Source organism: Marinibaculum pumilum (assembly GCF_042646425.1).
Classification (GTDB): Bacteria; Pseudomonadota; Alphaproteobacteria; order Ferrovibrionales; family Ferrovibrionaceae; genus Marinibaculum; species Marinibaculum pumilum.
The window spans coordinates 317415-334963 of record NZ_JBHRTR010000028.1; the positions used below are offsets into that span (position 1 = coordinate 317415).

Here is a 17549-nt window from a genome sequence, read left to right on the forward strand (position 1 = left end):
AGGGTCATCGCTTCACCACGTCCTTCAGGCGCAGCAGGAAGGAAGGTTCCAGCGCGAAGCCCTCCACCCGGTCGGTGGTGACCGCGTTCTGCTTCCAGCTGGCGACCGGCGCCCAGGGCATGTCTTTGCGCAGCTGCCGCTGCAGCTGCCGGTACAGGGCGGCGCGTTCCTCCCGGTCGGCTGTGCGCCGTGCCGCCGCGATCAGGCGGTCGGCTTCGGCGCTGTCGTAGTAGCCGGAGTTGAAGCCGCCCTGGTCCGGCACCGCATCGCTGCGCAGGGCCAGGAAGGGCAGGGTGTCGGGGTCGTTGGTCATCCAGGCCATCTCCGCCATGTCGGCCTGGCCCGCCAGCCCGGCATTGACCCGCGCCAGATAGGCGTTCCATTCGAAGCTCTCGATCCTCACCTGCAGGCCGATCGCCGCCAGGTCCGCCTGGATCGCCGCCGCCATCGCCACCGGCGACAGCATCCCCGACCCGCCCCTGGTGACGTAGAAGGTCAGTTCCGCGCCGACCGCGCCGGCTTCTTCCAGCAGGCGGCGTGCCGCCGCCGGGTCGTGCGGCCAGGGCGGCAGGTCGGGATCATGGGCCCAGGCAAAGGCCGCCGGCACCGCGCCGGTCGCCACCTCCGCCGTGCCCTGCAGCACGTCGCGCACCAGTGCCTGGCGGTCGATGGCCAGGTTCACCGCACGCCGGACCCGCGGATCGGCCAGCGGCCCCTCCCGCAGGTTCAGGATCAGGAACCACAGATGCGGCCCGGCGGCCTGGTACAGCCGGTAGTCGGGATCCGCAGCAAAGGTGGCGACCGCGTCCGGCGGCACCTCCACCATCAGGTCGACCCCGCCCGACAGCATCTCCGCCACCCGCGTCGCGGTGTCGGTCACCGGCCGGAACACCACCTTGTCCAGGCCCGGCGGCCCGTCCCAATAGTCGGGATCGGCTTCCAGCATGACCCGCCGGTTGGGCTGCCAGTCGGCGAAGCGGAACGGCCCGCTGCCGACCGGATGGCGGCCGAAGTCGCGGCCCCGCGCACGCACCGCGGCGGGGGAGACGATCAGCGCCGTCGGATAGGCCAGGTTCGACAGGAAGGGCGCGAAAGGCTCCGACAGGGTGAAGCGCACGGTGCGCGGGTCCAGAGCGTCGACCGCCGCCAACTTGTCGAAGAAGAAGGCGAGCGGAAAGGGACCGGTATCGGCGTGCGGATGGTCCGGGTCCAGCATCCGCTCGAAGGTGAAGACCACCGCCGCCGCGTCCACCGGGGTGCCGTCGTGGAAGCGGACATTCTCCCGCAGGGTGAAGGTGTAGGTCAGGCCGTCGTCGGAGATCGTCCAGGCCTCCGCCAGGGCGGGCGCGATCTCCAGGCTGCCGGGGCGGTAGCGCACCAGCCCGTCGTAGATGTTCACCAGGATGCGGAAATCGTTCAGCGCGGTGACCACCTGCGGGTCCAGCGACTTCGGCTCCGCGATCTGCGCCGCGATCAGCACGCCGGGCGGCGCCTGCGCCGGGGCCGGCGAGGGTGCCGCGATCGCCGCCAGCAGGCCCAGCAGCAGGGCCAGCATGGCGCCGGCCATGGCGCCGCCGAAGCTACCGGATGACCGGGTCACGGTGCCGCCTTCCTGCCTGCTGCCTGGCTGTTCATACCCCCAGTCTAACCGCCCGCCCCGGCGGGGGATCAAACCGCCGGTCCGGTCGCAGCCGTCCGGTGGCGGTCGCCGTCCGTTTGGCCCGCGCCGTCCGGCGGTGCGGGCGGCTGACTGTCGCGGCGCAGGTGGCGGCGGATGACCGGCAGCTGGCTCCAGCCGAAGACGAGGTTGCAGGCGGTCAGCACGAAGACCTTGAACAGCACCCAATGCTCGGTTTCCAGGGTCCGCCAGGCGAATTCGTTGGCGATGGCGAGGCCGGCCAGATAGAGGCCGGCGGCGATGGTGACCTGCCGCTCTCCGGCCCGGTCGAGCGCCGCGTCCGGCCCCAGGACCCGCGCCACCAGGCGATAGCCGGCGAGCCAGCCGCCCAGCAGAAGACTGCCGTAAAAGCCGTTGATCACGGTGGGCTTGATCTTGATGAAGGTCGCATCGTCCAGCGCCAGGGTCAGGCCGGCGAGCACGAATACCAGCAGCGCAGTGATCGCCGGCAGCACGGGCAGCCGGCCATGCAATTGCCATGCGGCGGCGAAAGCCAAAGCCGCGGCCAGCGCGTAGGCTGCCGTCGCCCAGAGCAGCCCGGCGGCCAGGAAGGCCAGGAAGAAGACGGCCAGCGGCCCCAGTTCGGTCGCAAGCTGGCGTAGCAGCCGGCGCCGGAAGCAGTCCGGGAAGGGTCCGGGCGACGGCCCGCCGTCATCTGTCTGATCTGCAGCCATGACGCCACAATGCCCGGCGGCGGGCGCGGGTTCCGCTTCCCGGCGGTGACTGCCCGGAGGGAACTTCCAGGCCGTTCGGCCCTTCCCTGCCCGGGCCCCGCCCGGTCGTCCCGACCGCCTGGATGCCAGCGGGCCCGCGCCTGTAGGATGCCCGCGCCTGTAGGATGCCCGCGCCTGTAGGATGAATGTCGCAACGACCAGCGACCCGACGCAGCTTGCGATCTGGAGTGAGAACGGAAAGGCAGCCAGGACCATGACCCGCATGGCAAGAAGCTATGCACTCGCACGGCTGGCATTGCGGCTGGCGCGGGGCGCGCTGTCGTCGCGCCGGCCGCGCGACCTGCGCCAGCGACTCGCCGCCTTCCCGACGGCCGGGCTGCCGCTGCGGGAGCCGGTGCGGATCCGCTGGGACGACCGGCAGATCCCCTTCGTCGAGGCGAACGACGATCGCGACGCCGCCGTCGCGCTGGGCCTGGTGCATGCCCATCTGCGGCTGGCGCAGATGGAGATCATGCGCCGCATCGCGCAGGGCCGCCTGTCGGAGGTGGTGGGCGCAGTCGCGGTCGACCTGGACCATACCCTGCGGATCCTGGACTTCACCGCCGCAGTGCCCGACAGCCTGGCGATGATGCCGCCGGCCTCCCGCGCCTGGTGCGCCGGCTTCGTCGACGGCATCAACGCGGCGATCGCGCAGGACGGGCCGGACGCGCCGGCGCAGGCGGAGGAATTCCGCCTGTTCGGCATCCGCCCCGAACCCTGGCGGGTGGAGGATGTGCTGGCCGTCGGCCGCCTGGCGGCGGCCGACTTCTCGTGGCGGGTCTGGCACCGGCTGTTCGCCTTCCGCGACCGGCCGGACTGGTCGGACCTGTGGCGGCGGATCCTGGAGGCGGACCTGGCGCCGGCGCCGGTGCCGCATTTCGCCGGCGCCGCGCAGGACGGGGCCGATGCCATGATGCACCGGTTCTGGGCCTCCCTGGGCCGCGGCGGCAGCAATGCGGCGGCGATCGCCGGGCATCGCAGCGCCAGCGGCCATGCCCTGCTGAGCAGCGACCCGCATCTGCCGATCATGACCCCCAGCAACTGGCTGGCTGTGGGCCTCTCCTCACCCGGGCACCGCATCGTCGGTCTGATGATCCCCGGCCTGCCGGTGGTCACCCTGGGCCGCACCCCGGCGATCGCCTGGAGCGGCACCAACCTGCATGCCGCCTCCAGCGACCTGTTCGACGTCACCGACCTGCCGGCGGCGGAGGTCGAGAGCCGGACGGAACGGATCGCGGTCCGCTGGGGGCGCCCGCGCGAAGTGCGGGTGCGGCGCACCGCGCATGGCCCGGTGATCTCCGATTCCCCACTGTTGCGCGGCACGGGCGGGCGCGACCTCGCAATGGCCTGGATCGGCCACCGGCCCAGCGACGAGTTGACGGCGATGCTGGGCATCATGCGCGCCCGCGACTGGGACGAATTCACCGCCGCGGCCGATGGCTTCGCCGCGCCGGCACAGAACTTCGTCTATGCCGATGCCGCCGGCCGGGTGGGCCAGTGCATGGCCGCGCACCTGCCGGAGCGTCCGGCCGACCTGCCGGCGGACATGGTCCTGCCGCCGGAGGCGCTGAGCCAATGGGACCGCATCGTCAGCACGAGGGACCTGCCGATGCAGGCCGACCCGGAGGAAGGCTTTGCCGCCTCCGCCAACGACCGGCCGGCCGGGCCGATGACGGTGCCGGTCGGCTTCTTCTTCTCCCCCGACGAACGGGTCGGGCGGCTGCGCACGGTGCTGGGCGGCGACGGCCTGGTTGACCTGGAGCGGCTGAAGGCGCTGCACGAGGATGTGGCCATGCCCTCGTCGCCCCGCATGCGCGACCTGCTGCTGGCGGCGCATGGCGCGGCGGCCGACGACGGTGTCGCGCCGCTGCTGAACGCATTGCGGGACTGGGACGGCGAGCATCGCGCCGATTCCGCCGGCGCCCTGGCCTTCGAACTGCTGCTCGCGCACCTGGTGCACCAGCTGCACGGCACGGCCGACGGCGCGCTGTACCGGGCGATGCACCAGCCCTGGACCCTGCTGCAGGAGGATTTCGCCCGGCTGCCGCCGGACCGGGTCGCCGCCGCGGTGCGGGCGGCGGCGCGGGCGGCGGCGCCGGCCTTCGCCACCCATCGCCATTGGGGCGCCATCCACCGGATCCGGGTGGCGCATCCGCTGGCGGCGCTGCCGGTGATCGGCGGTCGCTACCGGGTGGCGGAGTTCGGCGCCGGCGGCAGCAACGAGACCCTGATGAAGACGGCGCATGGCTTCTCCGAGGGGCCGCACAGCGTGACATTCGGTGCCAATGCCCGCTTCCTGGCGGATATGGGCGACGAGGATGCCACCTGGCTGGTGCTGCTGGGCGGGCAGGACGGCTGGCCGGGCAGCAGCACCTTCGCCGACCAGGTCGACCTGTGGCGGCGCCGCGACTATTGCCGCATCCCCCTGCGGCCGGAGACGGTGGCGGCGGAATTTCCCCACCTGACCGTCCTGCAGCCCGCCCGGGTGGCGGCGGAACAGGCCGCCATCGATCGCGGCGCGCCAGGCGCGGCCGCCACGCCGGGAGGCGGGCAATGAACGGCCCGGCGGAGGCGGCGCTGCCGGGCATGCCCGCGGAGCGCTCGGTGATCCTGGAAGGGACGGAGGTGCGGCCGCGACGGGTGCTCTTTCCCAGCAGCGACCCGTTCCTGCTGAAGGATGTCGCGGCGGCGGCGGACAGCCCGCGACAGACGGTGGGGCACCTGTTCCTGCCGGACGGCGAGCTGCGCAACCGGCCCGCGGTGGTGGTCGTGCAGGGGCTGGGCGGCCAGAAGCCGGAGCGGGAGCTGACCTACGGCGCCAAGCTGGCGCGGGCCGGCTATCTGGCGCTGGTGCTCGACAGCTTCGGCGCCCGCGACCGGGAGGATCAGCGCGACATCCTGAAGGCGCTGACCACGACGACCTGGGCGATCCTGGCGGACCTGTTCGGGGCGCTGCGCTTCCTGGCGGCGGAGCCGGCGGTGAACCCGTCGGCGATCGGCACGATGGGCTTTTCCTGGGGCGGCATGGCCAGCGTGCTGGCCGCCTACGACCAGATCCGGCGCACCTATCTGGAAGCCGACGGGCTGCGCTTCGCGTCGCATGTCTCCTATTATGGCTGCAGCCTGCCGCGGCTGGAGGATCCGGCCGCCGGCGGCGCCGACCTGCTGGTGCTGGCGGGCGCGGCGGATGCCAATGTCTCGGTGGAGCGCACCCGCCGGATCTGCCAGGACCTGGAGCGCGGCGGCGCCCGGGTGACCCTGGAGGTGCTGGACGCCTTCCACCAATGGGACGGCAAGGATGTGGAGCGGCGGCATGTCTTCGGCGCCCTGTCCGACATCGGCATCACCGTGACCCGGGACAACCGGCTGCTCTCGGAAGGCTGGAACGCGGAGATCACCGACTGGCTCAGCCGCACCCTGTTCGCCGTGCTGGACCTGGGCTGGGCAGGCTACGAAATCCAGCGCGACCCGGACCTGCACAGGCGCACCGACGGGATGATGCTGGCGCATTTCCAGCGCATGGCGCTGCGCGGCGGGGCGCAGCCGCCGGACCCGGCGCGGGTGCCGGCGGGTGCATTGGGTACCGCGCCGGACTGACCGGCCCGCGGGCCGGGCCGATGGGGGAGGGGGAGAGGATGGTCACGACGGACGAATGTGCCGCGATGCTGCCGGACGATGCCGCGGATGCGCTGCTGGTGGGCCGGCTCTGGTGCGACGGGGCGCAAGCCGGACCGGCCGTGGTGGCGGTGCGCGACCGCCGTCTGCACGACCTGACGGCGCACTTTCCCACCGTGACCGACATCCTGCGGGACCCGGCGCCCGCCTCTGCCGTCCGGCAGGCGCTGGCGGATGCACCGCCGGTGGCCGACCTGGCAGCGGTGGCGGCCGCGATGGCGCCGATGACCCTGCCGGCGCCGGTCCCTCGCCTGCTGGCACCGGTCGACCTGCAGGCGGTGAAGGCCTGCGGCGTCACCTTCGTGCGCTCGATGTTGGAGCGGGTGATCGAGGAACGGGCGAAGGGCGATCCGGCCGCGGCCGAGGTGCTGCGCGGCGAGATCGTGGCGGAGATCGGCAGCGACCTGATGCAGGTGGTGCCCGGTTCGCCGCGGGCGGCGGAACTGAAGGCCGCGCTGCAGAGGCGCGGGATCTGGTCGCAATACCTGGAGGTCGGCATCGGCCCCGATGCGGAAGTGTTCACCAAGGCGCAGCCGCTGTCCGCCATCGGCACCCTCAGCGGCGTCGGCATCCACCCCGCCTCCGCCTGGAACAATCCGGAGCCGGAACTGGTGGTGATCGCCGCGCCGTCCGGCGCGATCGTCGGCGCCACCCTGGGCAACGACGTGAACCTGCGCGACGTCGAGGGCCGCTCCGCCCTGCTTCTGGGCAAGGCGAAGGACAACAATGCCTCCTGCGCCATCGGACCCTTCATCCGGCTGTTCGACGACCGCTTCGGCCTGGACGACCTGCGCGACGCGGTGCTCGACATCGTCGTGGAGGGCCCGGACGGCTGGCGGCTGGAGGCGCAGAGCCGGCTGACGGAGATCAGCCGCGCCCCCGCCGACCTGGTGGCGCAGGCGATGGGTGCCCACCACCAGTATCCCGACGGCCTGGCCCTGTTCACCGGCACCGGATTCGCACCCGTGGCCGACCGCGACCGACCGGGCCAGGGCTTCACCCACCGGATCGGCGATATCGTCCGTATCCGCGAACGGCATCTGGGCGCGCTGGCCAACCGGGTCGACCATACCGACGCCCTGCCGCCCTGGAGCTTCGGCCTGCGCGACCTGATGGCCAGCCTCGCCGCCCGCGGCGCGGCGCTGTAAGAGGGGGGGCGGCACGACCGGCCGCCATGCAATCGGTGGGACGGCGGCGGAACGAACCCGGGGGGAAGGCTATGGCGACCTGTGCGAAGGCGGCGAAGGCGGGTCTCCTGTCGGCAGGGCTGCTGGCGGCGGGACTGCCGGTCCTGCTCGCCGCCGACCGCCCGGCGGCGGCCCAGAGCTTCGACTGCGGGAAGGCGCGGACGGCGACCGAGAAGGCGATCTGCGACTCGCCGCCGCTGGGCTTCCTGGATTCCGACATGGCCCGCACCTATGAGGAAGCGCGCCACCGGGCGGGCCCTGCGGGCGAGCGCCATGTCCTGGACAGCCAGCGGGCCTGGCTGAAGAGTCGCGACCGCTGCGGCGGCAAGGCGGACTGCCTGATCGGGTCCTATCGCGCGCGGCTGCGCCAGATCGGGCAGATGGAGAAGATCTTCCCGGGCTGGGGCGGCAAGTACGAGACCTGGAGCGGCCTCGACATCACCATCACCCCGCGCGGGGCGGACTATCATGTCCAGCTGGACGGCGCCGGGGCGACCTACACCTGCGGCAGCCAGGGCAGCGGCAAGGCGGACAGTGCCGGGACGCTGGACGTGACCGTTGGGGCTACGACAGTGACCTTCGCCGCCATGGGCAGCGGCATCCTGCTGCCGGACGACCTGGACCAGCCCTCCGACTTCGCTGCCTGCGGGGCGCAGGCGCCCGGGGTGGGCGGCTACTACCGACGGCTGGAATAGCGGCGCGGCTCAGCCGGCTGCAGGGGCCGCCGGAGTCCCGCGACCGCGGGCCGGCCAGGGCACCTCCCAGCGGCCCAGCAGGCCGGCGGGGCGCAGGGTCAGGATCAGCAGCATGACGCCGGCCAGGGCCAGCTGCTGCACGCCGTTGGGCAGCGCGACCTCCAGCCCGCCGACCGCGACGCCGTTCTCCAGCTGGCGGAAGACCTCCACCACGATGGTGACCACGGCCACCCCGGCGACGGCGCCGGCCAGGCTGTTGCGGCCGCCGACCACCAGCATCGCCAGGGTCATCAGGGTGATGTTCAGGAAGTAGTTGTCGATCTGAATGGTGCCCAGATAGTGGGCGTGCAGCACCCCGGCGATGCCGGTGACGAAGGCCGACAGCACGAAGGCGATCAGGCGCTGCAGGTAGACATTGGTGCCGCAGGCGCGCGCCGCGACCTCGTTCTCGCGGGAGGCGCGCAGCACCAGCCCGAAGCGGGAGCGCTGGTAGATCCAGGCGATGGCGATCGCCGCCGCCGCCCAGGACAGCGCCACCCAGGGCTCGACATAGGTCGGCAGACCGACCAGGGAGCCCTTGCCGCGGGTCAGGCTCTCCCAGTTCGAATAGGTGACATGGACGATGAACAGCAGCGCCAGGGTGGCGATGGTCGCCGCCACGCCGTTGAGCCGCATCAGGATCAGCCCGGTGATCGCGGCGAACAGGGCGGCCAGCAGGCCCGCGCCCAGCGCGGCGGTGAAGACGTCGTAGGTGTTGTCCAGCAGGAACGGCGGCAGGCCGTTCATGGTGAACTTCTTCAGCGCCGGGCAGCAGGTCGCCCAGGCGGAGGCATAGGCGCCCACCGCCATGAAGGCGGTATGGCCGAAGGAGAGGATCCCGGAATTGCCGATGAAGATGTAGATGCCGACCACCGCCACGGCCATGATCAGCCCTTCGGTGATGGTGCGGTTCAGCCCGGTATCGCCGATCGCCAGGCCGGCCAGGACGGTGAAGCCCAGGATCAGGACCAGGGACAAGGCGGGCCAGGCCCAGCGCAGCGCCCTCATACCCGTTCCCGCCCGGCCTTGCCGACCACCAGGCCCTGCGGCCGCCAGAGCAGCAGCAGGATCACGATGCCGAACAGGAAGGCGTCGCGGTAGGGCCGCAGGTCGTCGGGCAGGAAGGCCTGCAGGACCACGCTCAGCCCGCCCACGACATAGCCGCCGACCGCCGCGCCGACGAGGGAGTTCATGCCGCCCAGCACGGTCGCGAAGAAGGCATAGACCGCCAGGAAGACGCCCATGCGGAAATCCAGCACCCCGGTCTGCGCGACCAGCAGGACGGCGACCGTGCCGGCAAGCGCGCCGGCCAGGGCGAAGGCCAGCATGATCACCCGGTTGGAGCGCACGCCCAGCAGGCGCGCCATGGTGAAATCCTCCGCCACCGCGCGCATCTCCGTGCCCGTCCGGGTGCGCTTCAGGAAGAAGGCCAGGCCGGCCAACAGCACGATCGCGACGGCGGAGGTGACCAGCTGGATGCCGGGCACGGTCAGCCCCTCCGCCAGGGTCACCGACTGCGACAGGCCGGGGAAGATGCCCGCCGCCTTCGGGCGGCCGGTATAGACCAGCAGGATCAGGTTCTGGATGAAGAAGCTGACCGCGAAGGAGGTGATCAGCAGGGTGGCGGGGTCGGCATCGCGGATCGGGCGGAAGGCGATCCGCTCGGTCAGCAGCGCCGCCGCGACGCAGATCGCCACGATCGCCGGCACCATCGCCACCCAGGGCCAGTCGCCGATGAACAGCTCCGCCACCATCTGCGACGACGGCACGATCAGCGCATAGCCGCCGATCGTGATCAGGTCGCCCTGCGCGAAGTTGATCAGCCGCATGATTCCGAACACCAGGCCGATCGCCAGCGCCGACAGGGCATAGAGGCTGCCCAGCGCGAAGGCGTCGATCAGGACCTGGAGGATGGAGGTCATGGGTAGTCGGTCATGAGCGGACCGTCATGCGGCAAGGATCCATTGGCGACGCCACCTCCGGCTTCGCCGTCATCCTCGGCCCCCGAGCCGAGGATCGCGACGGAACGTTGAAACTGTCCGGTCCAACCTTTTCGCCGTCGTACCACGATCCTCGGCTCGGGGGCCGAGGATGACGGACAGGGAGGTGCGGCGTCGAGACTGCGGAGCGCCGATAGGGTCAGCTTGTCATCGAAAGCCGGCGGGGCCCGCTGGGGACGGTGCGCGGGCCCCGCCGGCAGTTGGGGAGGGCGCCGGTCAGCGGCCCACCCGGAACAGCAGCGGCATGTCCGGCACGTAGGCATTGGTCCACAGCTTCAGCGCGCTGTGCTTGCCGTCGACGATCTGCTCGATCAGCAGGGGGCGCTGCACCTGGATGTGCAGGTCGCCGGAATAGCTGGTCGGGCCCAGGATGATCGGCTCGCCGTCGAACGTCTCCAGCTCCGCCACCACGGCCTTGGCGTCGGTGGTGCCGGCGCGCTCCACCGCCTTGGCCCATTGCTCGATCACCGCATAGCCGAAGATCGCATAGGCCTGCGGCACCGGCTCGCCATACTCCGCCTCATAGGCCGTGGCGAAGGCCTGCACCTCGGCGCGCGGGTCGTCGCCGAAGATCGACATCGGCGTCGGGTTCCAGAAGTCGGTCAGGTCGGGCACGGCATCGAGCCAGAAATTGCCGGTCATGCCGACATTGGCCAGGATCGGCAGGTCGATGCCGGCGGCGCGGATCTGGCGCACCGCCGAGGCGCCGCCCGGCGGCAGCGAGCAGAGGTAGATCACCTCCGCGCCGGAGCCCTTGATGCGGGCGATCTGGGAGGCGATCGACGGGTCCTGGTTCATGAACACATCCTGGTCGGCGATCGTGCCGCCCAGATCCGTCCAGGCCGCCTCGAAGCCGGCGCAGCCCGACTTGTTGTATTCCAGCAGCTGGTCCTCCAGGACGAAGGCCTTCTTCCAGCCCTTCTCCTTGAAGCCGAACTCCGCCATCACGATGCCTTCCAGCTGGGCGGCGCCGTTGCCGGTGAAGGTCTGCCAGCCGACCCCCTGCACGCCCATCTTCGGGTCTGCCGCGCCGGTGGCGAAGGCCAGGATGCCCGCCTCCTTCGCGGCCAGGGCGGCCGGCGCGCCCAGGTCGTAGTCGGAATCGGTGACGATCAGGTCGACGCCCATATCCGCCAGTTCGGCGCCGGTCTTGGCCGACAGGGCGGCGTCGGTCTTCATATCCAGCACCACGGTCTCGATCGGCCGGCCCAGCAGGCCGCCGCCGGCATTGATCATCCCGATCTTCAGCAGCGCGCCGTTCAGCGCCGGCAGGTCATAGGCGGCCATGTAGCCGGACTTTGCGATCGAGAAGCCGACCTTGATCGGCTCCGCGGCCCGCGCCTCGTTCGCCGTTCCCGGCAGCGGCCCGGCGATGCCGAGCCCGGCGAGCGCGAGGGCCCCGGCCCCGGTCGCGATTGTCCGCAGGATGGTCCGTCGCAGCATCGTCTTGCTCCCTCGTCTGGCGGGGGCGGCGCGCCCGGATCCGGCGACCGGCCCCTTGCCCGGTTCAAGCTTCCCCCTGAATTGACGATTGCTCAACTGAATTGCGTCAGATTCAGAAATCGTGCCTTGTCTTTCTCAGGGTGCAAGTCATATGCCATGCCATGGGAGAGGCTTGGCCGGCCCGCGCGTACGGCGTAAAGATCATCGGCCATGCAACCTGCAGACGGACCATCGAGCATGTCGAACGCTGCCGCCAAAATCCCAGGCGACGATCCCGGAACCGATCCGGAAGAGGATCCCGAAATCCGCATCGGGCGGCAGATCCGCCATCTGCGCCTGGTGAAGGGGCTGCGGCTGCGCGACATGGCGGAGGCGACCGGCCTGTCGGAGAGCCTTCTGTCGAAGATCGAGAACGACAAGTCGACGCCGTCACTGGGCGGGCTGCACCGCATCGCCAAGGCGCTGGACACCAACGTTTCCCACTTCTTCGCGGCGGCGGAGCGCAGTCCCGGCGTGGTCGCCAGGGCCGGCGACAGGGTGGTGATCCGTACCGGCGCGGAAAGCTCGGAAGACCTGTCGCCGGACAGCGAGCCCCACCTGATGCAGTCGATGATCGTCTCCGTCGATCCCGGCGGCGAGAGCCAGGGGACCCGCCAGCACCAGGGCGAGGAGACCGGCTATCTGCTGTCGGGCGAACTGGAACTGGTGATCGACGGGCAGAGCTACCATCTGCGCGCCGGCGACAGCTTCATGTTCCGGTCCGACCTGCCGCACGCCTATCGCAATCCGGGCAACGAGACCGTCCGGGTGGTCTGGACCAACACCCCGGCCTCACTCTGAGCTGCCTGATCTTTGGTCAGGAGCTGCCTTCGGATTCGGCAGGGCGGGCGGCATTGATCGTCGCCCGGCAGCGGGTTAGAGTGACTTGCACGAAATGAAAGTCGGTTTCCGCTCTGGCGTTCCGGGGCGGACCGCCGATCCAGCAAGCTCCCGCAGCCGGTCCGGCGTGCGGGGCGGTGCCGCAGCGGAGGCAGGCGATGATCAAGACCGGAGCCGAATACTTGGAGGGCCTGCGCGACGGGCGGGTGATCTATATCGGCGGCGAGAAGGTCGAGGATGTCACCACCCATCCCGGGTTCCGCAATGCCGCGCGCTCCTACGCGCGGATCTACGACGCCCGCTTCGAGGATGCGACCCGCGACGCGCTGACCTACGAGGAGGATGGCGAACGTTTTGCCGCCTACTACCTGAAGCCGCGCAGCCGCGCGGACCTGGAGCACCGCACCCGCTGTTCGACAATCATCGCGGACCTGACCTACGGCATGATGGGACGCTCGCCCGACTTCATCGGCGGCTATATCACCGGCGTGGCGATGCAGCCGGAGATCTTCGACACGGACAGCTTCAAGTTCGCGAAGAATGTCGAGGCCTACTGGGATTTCGCCCGGCGCAACGACCTGTTCGTCAGCCATGCGGTGACCCCGCCGCCGGGGTCGCGCGATGCCAAGTATGGCGGCGGCCGCACGATGCAGCCCGCGCTGCAGGTCGTGGGGGAGGACGATGCCGGGCTCTACGTCTCCGGCATGAAGATGCTGGCGACCTCGGCCGCCTTCTCCGACGAGGTCTGGATCGGCAATATCCAGCCGCTGGCGGAAGGCCATGAGGCGGAGGCGATCACCGCCTGCATTCCCTGCAACGCGCCCGGCCTGTCGCTCTGGTCGCGCAAGCCGTTCGAGCGCTATGCGGTGTCGGAGTTCGACAACCCGCTGGCCTACCGCTACGACGAGAGCGACTGCATCGTGGTGGCGGAGCGGGTGCATATCCCCTGGGAACGGGTGTTCGTGCACAACGACAGCCATCTGAGCCGCGAGATCTATTTCCGCACCCCCGCCCATACCCTGTCGAACCACCAGTCGAGCGTGCGCTACCGCGCCAAGATCCGGCTGCTGATCGCGCTGGCGCGGCGCATCACCAACCTGGCCGGCACCGACAAGATCCCGGCGGTGCAGGACGAGCTGGGCCACCTGGCCGCCCTCTACGGCCAGGTCTCCGCCATGGTCGACGGCCAGATCCAGGGCCATGAGGAACTGCCCGGCGGGCTGGTCAACTACAACCGTCACTACATGTACGCGGCAATCTATTTCGCCACCCAGCAGTACGACCATATCTGCGCCAAGGTGCGCGAGCTGCTGGGCGGCGGCGTGCTGCAGATGCCGGCCGATGTCTCGGTGATGGACAATCCGGAGACGCGGGCGACCTTCGAAGAGCTGTGGGACATGTCCTCGGCCACCGCCCTGGACCGCTACAAGGTGATGAAGCTGGCCTGGGACATCCTGGGCACCGACTTCGCCGGCCGGCACACGCAGTACGAACGCTTCTACATGGGCCCGGCCTTCGTGGTGCGGATCCACAACGGCCGCGAATGCCCGTGGGGCGAGTTCGATGCCACCCTGGACGGGCTGCTGGGCAGCTACGACACCGGCGAGGTGCTGAACCGCGGGCAGGAGATGGACAAGCTGGCGGCGACGCCGAAGGCCGCGGAGTAGGGCGGGCCGCAGCGCGGGAGGCCGGCCGTTGGACCTCGCGCCGCCTGAGCCGCGCCGCCTGCGCGACGCCCTGGGCAGCTTCGCCACTGGCGTCACCGTGGTCAGCTGCCGCGACCCTTCGGGCGACCGGCTCGGCATCACCGCAAATTCCTTCAATTCCGTCTCCCTGGAGCCGCCGCTGGTCCTGGTCTCCCTCGACCGGCGGCTGCAGAGCCTGCCGGGCTTCCTGGCGGCCTCCCATTTCGGCATCAACATTCTCGCTGCCGAACAGCGCGACCTTTCCGACCGCTTCGCGCGCCGCGGCGCCGCGAAATGGCAGGGCGCCCGCGTGGTCGAGGGGTCCGGCGGTACGCCGCTGCTGGCGGAGGCGATGGCGGTCTTCGATTGCGCCCGCTGGGCGGTCTATGACGGCGGCGACCATGTCATCCTGGTGGGCCGGGTGCTTGGGCTGGCGGAACGGCCGGGCGCGGCACCCCTGGTCTTCTTCGGCGGCAGCTACCGGGAACTTGCTGTTCCGCACTGACGGCGGTCATGCCGCCTTGCAGGTTCCACCGCCTTCGCTACACTGACTTTCACGCTATGAAAGTCACTTTCCGGCATGTCCGGCATCTGCTGGCCCGGCCGGCGCAGCACGGAGGCGGCGGCCGATGATCAAGACCGGCAAGGAATATCTGGAGGGCCTGCGCGACGGGCGGGTGATCTATATCGGCGGCGAGCGGGTCGACGATGTCACCACCCATCCCGGGTTCCGCAACGGCGCACGCTCCTATGCCCGGATCTATGACGCGCGCTTCGAGCCGGAGACCCGCGACGCGCTGACCTACGAGGAGGATGGCGAACGCTTCGCCGCCTACTACCTGCGGCCGCGCAGCCGCGCGGACCTGGAGCACCGGACCCGCTGCGCCACCGCCATCGCCGACCTGACCTACGGCATGATGGGGCGGTCGCCCGACTTCATCGGCGGCTATATCACCGGCATCGGCATGCAGCCGGAAATCTTCGACAGCGGGGCCTGCAAGTTCGCCGACAATGTCCGGGCCTATTACGAGCATGCCCGGCGCGCCGACCTGTTCGTCAGCCATGCGGTGACCCCGCCGCCGGGATCGCGCGACGCCCGCTATGGCGGCGGCCGCACCACCCGGCAACCCGCCCTGACCGTCGTCGACGAGACCGATTCCGGGTTGGTGATCTCCGGCATGAAGATGCTGGCGACCTCCGCCGCCTATTCCGACGAGGTCTGGATCGGCAACCTGCTGCCGCTGGCGCCAGGCCATGAGGGGGAGGCGATCACCGCCTGCATCCCCTGCAACGCGCCCGGCCTGTCGCTCTGGTCGCGCAAGCCGTTCGAACGCTATTCGGTGTCGGAGTTCGACAACCCGCTGGCCTATCGCTACGACGAGAGCGACTGCATCGTGGTCTGCGACCGGGTGCATGTGCCGTGGGAGCGGGTCTTCGTCCACAACGAGGGCGAGCTGAGCCGCGAGATCTACCTGAAGACCCCCGCCCATACCCTGTCGAACCACCAGTCGAGCGTGCGCTACCGCGCCAAGATCCGGCTGCTGATCGCGCTCGCCCGACGCATCACCAAACTGGCCGGCACCGACAGGATTCCGGCGGTACAGGACGAACTGGGCCACCTCGCGGCGCTCTACGGCCAGGTCTCTGCCATGGTCGACGGCCAGATCCAGGGCCATGAGGAACTGCCCGGCGGCTGGGTCAACTACAACCGCCACTACATGTACGCGGCGATCTATTTCGCCACCCAGCAGTACGACCATATCTGCGCCAAGGTGCGCGAGCTGCTCGGCGGCGGCGTGCTGCAGATGCCGGCCGATGTCTCGGTGATGGACAATCCGGACACCCGCGCGACCTTCGAGGAACTGTGGGACATGTCCTCCGCCTCCGCCCTGGACCGCTACAAGGTGATGAAGCTGGCGTGGGACATCCTGGGCACCGACTTCGCCGGCCGGCACACCCAGTACGAACGCTTCTACATGGGCCCGGCCTTCGTGGTGCGCATCCACAATGCCCGCGAATGTCGCTGGGCGCAGTTCGACGAGACCCTGGACGGGCTGCTGGACAGCTACGACACCGGCGAGGTGCTGAACCGCGGACAGGAGATGGACAAGCTGGCGGCACCTGCGGCGGCGGAGTAGGGAGCCTCATCCTCCGTCATGGCCGGCCCCCGAGCCGGCCATCCATTCCGCATACGGTTTTGGCTTCCCTGGGTTGAGCAGCAATGTGCACCGGCACGGCTGGCGGAATGGGTGCCCGGCTCAAGGCCTGGGACGACGGCGCCGATGGGCGGGCGTCGCGGTACCGCCGCAACGGGCCCAGCGGCCTGCACCCCGCGTTTCCGTCGTCCTCGGGCCTGACCCGAGGATCGTGGCAGGGCGGCGCGGCGGCTGGGCCGCGCAGCGTCACCGTCGCGTCGCGATCCCAGGCTCAAGGCCTGGGATGACGGCGACGAAGGAGCGGGCGTGGCGGTTGCGTTGCAACGGGCCCTGCGGCCTGCACCCTGCTTTCCGTCGTCCTCGGGCCTGACCCGAGGATCGTGGCAGGGCGGTGCGGCGGCTCGGCCGCGCAGCGTCACCGTCGCGTCGCGATCCCAGGCTCTGGGCCGGGCACGACGTAGGAGGCGGTAAGGCCCGCGTCACCCCTGCGCCGGATGCACCGTCATCCAGTGCCGCGCGATCTCCTCGCCGGTGGCGAACCAGACGCCGTCATGGCCCTGCATGTGGTCCAGCAGGCGGGCGAAGCCGACGGCCCGGCCCGGACGGCCGATCAGCCGGTCGTGCAGGCCCAGCGAGAGCATGCGCGGTTCCTCCGCGCCCTCGGCATAGAGCAGGTCGAAGGCGTCGCGCATGTACTGGAAATAATCGTCGGCGGTGTTGAAGCCGGCATTGCCGTCGAACCGGTTGTCGTTGGTCTCGTAGGAATAGGGGATCACCAGGTGCGGCCGGCCCGCGGCTTCCACCCAGTAGGGCAGTTCGTCGTTCAGAGCGTCGCGGTCGTACAGGAAGCCGCCCTCCTCCGCCACCAGGCGGCGGGTGTTCGGGCCCGGCCGGCCGGTCATCCAGCCAACGGGACGGCGGCCGGTCAGCGCCTCCAGGCTCTGCACCGCCAGGCCGATATGCTCGCGCTCAACCGCTTTCGGCACATCCTGATAGTCGATCCAGCGCCAGCCATGGCTGACCACCTCGTGCCCGTCCTCGACCAGGGCGGCGGCCAGGTCCGGCACCCGCTGCATCGCCATGGCGACGCAGAGCATGGAGCCGCGGATGCCGCGTTCGCGCATCATCCGCAGCAGCCGCCAGGCGCCGCGGCGGGGCCCGTATTCGAAGGCGCTCTCCGCCAGCATCGACCGCGCGGCGGGGATCGAGGGCCAGCCGATATCGGTAAGCAGGCCTTCGGAGGCGCCGTCGCCATGCAGGATGCTGGATTCCCCGCCGGCCTCCAGGTTCAGGCAGATGTTCACCGCGATCCGCGCGCCGCCCGGCCATTGCGGGTCAGGCAGGCGGCGGCCATAGCCGGCCAGGTCGCGGGGATAGTCGGCGGTGGCGGTCATATCCG

Annotated in this window: 14 protein-coding genes; 8 read left to right on the forward strand and 6 right to left on the reverse strand. The window is 70.4% G+C overall.

Annotated elements, in window-relative coordinates:
- Positions 1-4: 4 nt before the first annotated feature.
- Positions 5-1600 (reverse strand): ABC transporter substrate-binding protein, encoded by a 1596-nt coding sequence (locus tag ACFOGJ_RS14230; RefSeq protein ID WP_379901469.1) that lies wholly within the window; start codon positions 1598-1600, stop codon positions 5-7.
- Positions 1601-1668: 68 nt separating this feature from the next.
- Positions 1669-2352: an inner membrane-spanning protein YciB gene (locus ACFOGJ_RS14235; protein WP_379901471.1), complete on the reverse strand. Its 684-nt coding sequence runs from the start codon at positions 2350-2352 to the stop codon at positions 1669-1671.
- A gap of 262 nt (positions 2353-2614) precedes the next feature.
- Between ACFOGJ_RS14235 and ACFOGJ_RS14240 the strand changes: the two genes are divergently transcribed.
- The 4 genes from ACFOGJ_RS14240 (at position 2615) to ACFOGJ_RS14255 (ending at position 7948) form a co-directional block, all read left to right on the forward strand.
- Complete coding sequence (locus ACFOGJ_RS14240) at positions 2615-4948, forward strand: penicillin acylase family protein (protein ID WP_379901473.1); 2334 nt, start codon at positions 2615-2617, stop codon at positions 4946-4948.
- A complete protein-coding gene (locus ACFOGJ_RS14245) occupies positions 4945-5988 on the forward strand; it encodes a dienelactone hydrolase family protein (protein WP_379901475.1) in 1044 nt (347 codons plus the stop codon). Before ACFOGJ_RS14240 ends, ACFOGJ_RS14245 begins: the two co-directional genes overlap by 4 nt.
- A 38-nt stretch (positions 5989-6026) precedes the next feature.
- Entirely contained in the window at positions 6027-7214 is a 1188-nt protein-coding gene (locus ACFOGJ_RS14250) for a fumarylacetoacetate hydrolase family protein (RefSeq protein ID WP_379901477.1), read from the forward strand.
- Between the two features lie 71 nt (positions 7215-7285).
- Complete coding sequence (locus tag ACFOGJ_RS14255; RefSeq protein ID WP_379901479.1) at positions 7286-7948, forward strand: lysozyme inhibitor LprI family protein; 663 nt, start codon at positions 7286-7288, stop codon at positions 7946-7948.
- 9 nt (positions 7949-7957) lie between these two features.
- Here the strand turns inward: ACFOGJ_RS14255 and ACFOGJ_RS14260 are convergent, their stop codons facing one another.
- The 3 genes from ACFOGJ_RS14260 to ACFOGJ_RS14270 form a co-directional block, all read right to left on the reverse strand.
- The gene (locus ACFOGJ_RS14260) at positions 7958-8995 is read right to left on the reverse strand and encodes a branched-chain amino acid ABC transporter permease (protein ID WP_379901481.1); all 1038 of its coding nucleotides are present in this window, start codon (positions 8993-8995) and stop codon (positions 7958-7960) included.
- Positions 8992-9909 (reverse strand): branched-chain amino acid ABC transporter permease, encoded by a 918-nt coding sequence (locus ACFOGJ_RS14265; protein ID WP_379901483.1) that lies wholly within the window; start codon positions 9907-9909, stop codon positions 8992-8994. Before ACFOGJ_RS14265 ends, ACFOGJ_RS14260 begins: the two co-directional genes overlap by 4 nt.
- 294 nt (positions 9910-10203) lie before the next feature.
- Positions 10204-11430, reverse strand: a complete 1227-nt coding sequence (locus tag ACFOGJ_RS14270; RefSeq protein WP_379901485.1) for an ABC transporter substrate-binding protein — start codon at positions 11428-11430, stop codon at positions 10204-10206.
- A gap of 237 nt (positions 11431-11667) precedes the next feature.
- On the opposite strand from ACFOGJ_RS14270, the gene ACFOGJ_RS14275 reads away from it, so the two are divergent.
- From ACFOGJ_RS14275 to ACFOGJ_RS14290, 4 genes are all read left to right on the forward strand, one after another.
- A complete protein-coding gene (locus tag ACFOGJ_RS14275; RefSeq protein WP_379901487.1) occupies positions 11668-12270 on the forward strand; it encodes a cupin domain-containing protein in 603 nt (200 codons plus the stop codon).
- 197 nt (positions 12271-12467) lie between these two features.
- A complete protein-coding gene (locus tag ACFOGJ_RS14280) occupies positions 12468-13976 on the forward strand; it encodes a 4-hydroxyphenylacetate 3-hydroxylase family protein (protein WP_379901489.1) in 1509 nt (502 codons plus the stop codon).
- Positions 13977-14004: 28 nt separating this feature from the next.
- Positions 14005-14499 (forward strand): flavin reductase family protein, encoded by a 495-nt coding sequence (locus ACFOGJ_RS14285; protein WP_379901491.1) that lies wholly within the window; start codon positions 14005-14007, stop codon positions 14497-14499.
- Positions 14500-14623: 124 nt separating this feature from the next.
- On the forward strand, positions 14624-16132 hold the full coding sequence (locus tag ACFOGJ_RS14290; protein ID WP_379901493.1) for a 4-hydroxyphenylacetate 3-hydroxylase family protein: 1509 nt from the start codon (positions 14624-14626) through the stop codon (positions 16130-16132).
- 497 nt (positions 16133-16629) lie between these two features.
- Here the strand turns inward: ACFOGJ_RS14290 and ACFOGJ_RS14295 are convergent, their stop codons facing one another.
- Positions 16630-17544 (reverse strand): polysaccharide deacetylase family protein, encoded by a 915-nt coding sequence (locus ACFOGJ_RS14295; protein WP_379901495.1) that lies wholly within the window; start codon positions 17542-17544, stop codon positions 16630-16632.
- Between the last annotated feature and the right edge of the window lie 5 nt (positions 17545-17549).

What these genes read in the sequence shown, in the direction of transcription:
- ACFOGJ_RS14250 (WP_379901477.1), top strand. Translation starts at nt 6,027, where the DNA reads ATGGTCACGACGGACGAATGTGCCGCGATGCTGCCGGACGATGCCGCG.
- ACFOGJ_RS14270 (WP_379901485.1), bottom strand. Translation starts at nt 11,430, where the DNA reads ATGCTGCGACGGACCATCCTGCGGACAATCGCGACCGGGGCCGGGGCC.
- ACFOGJ_RS14235 (WP_379901471.1), bottom strand. Translation starts at nt 2,352, where the DNA reads ATGGCTGCAGATCAGACAGATGACGGCGGGCCGTCGCCCGGACCCTTC.
- ACFOGJ_RS14290 (WP_379901493.1), top strand. Translation starts at nt 14,624, where the DNA reads ATGATCAAGACCGGCAAGGAATATCTGGAGGGCCTGCGCGACGGGCGG.
- ACFOGJ_RS14280 (WP_379901489.1), top strand. Translation starts at nt 12,468, where the DNA reads ATGATCAAGACCGGAGCCGAATACTTGGAGGGCCTGCGCGACGGGCGG.
- ACFOGJ_RS14240 (WP_379901473.1), top strand. Translation starts at nt 2,615, where the DNA reads ATGGCAAGAAGCTATGCACTCGCACGGCTGGCATTGCGGCTGGCGCGG.
- ACFOGJ_RS14295 (WP_379901495.1), bottom strand. Translation starts at nt 17,544, where the DNA reads ATGACCGCCACCGCCGACTATCCCCGCGACCTGGCCGGCTATGGCCGC.
- ACFOGJ_RS14275 (WP_379901487.1), top strand. Translation starts at nt 11,668, where the DNA reads ATGTCGAACGCTGCCGCCAAAATCCCAGGCGACGATCCCGGAACCGAT.
- ACFOGJ_RS14260 (WP_379901481.1), bottom strand. Translation starts at nt 8,995, where the DNA reads ATGAGGGCGCTGCGCTGGGCCTGGCCCGCCTTGTCCCTGGTCCTGATC.
- ACFOGJ_RS14255 (WP_379901479.1), top strand. Translation starts at nt 7,286, where the DNA reads ATGGCGACCTGTGCGAAGGCGGCGAAGGCGGGTCTCCTGTCGGCAGGG.
- ACFOGJ_RS14265 (WP_379901483.1), bottom strand. Translation starts at nt 9,909, where the DNA reads ATGACCTCCATCCTCCAGGTCCTGATCGACGCCTTCGCGCTGGGCAGC.
- ACFOGJ_RS14245 (WP_379901475.1), top strand. Translation starts at nt 4,945, where the DNA reads ATGAACGGCCCGGCGGAGGCGGCGCTGCCGGGCATGCCCGCGGAGCGC.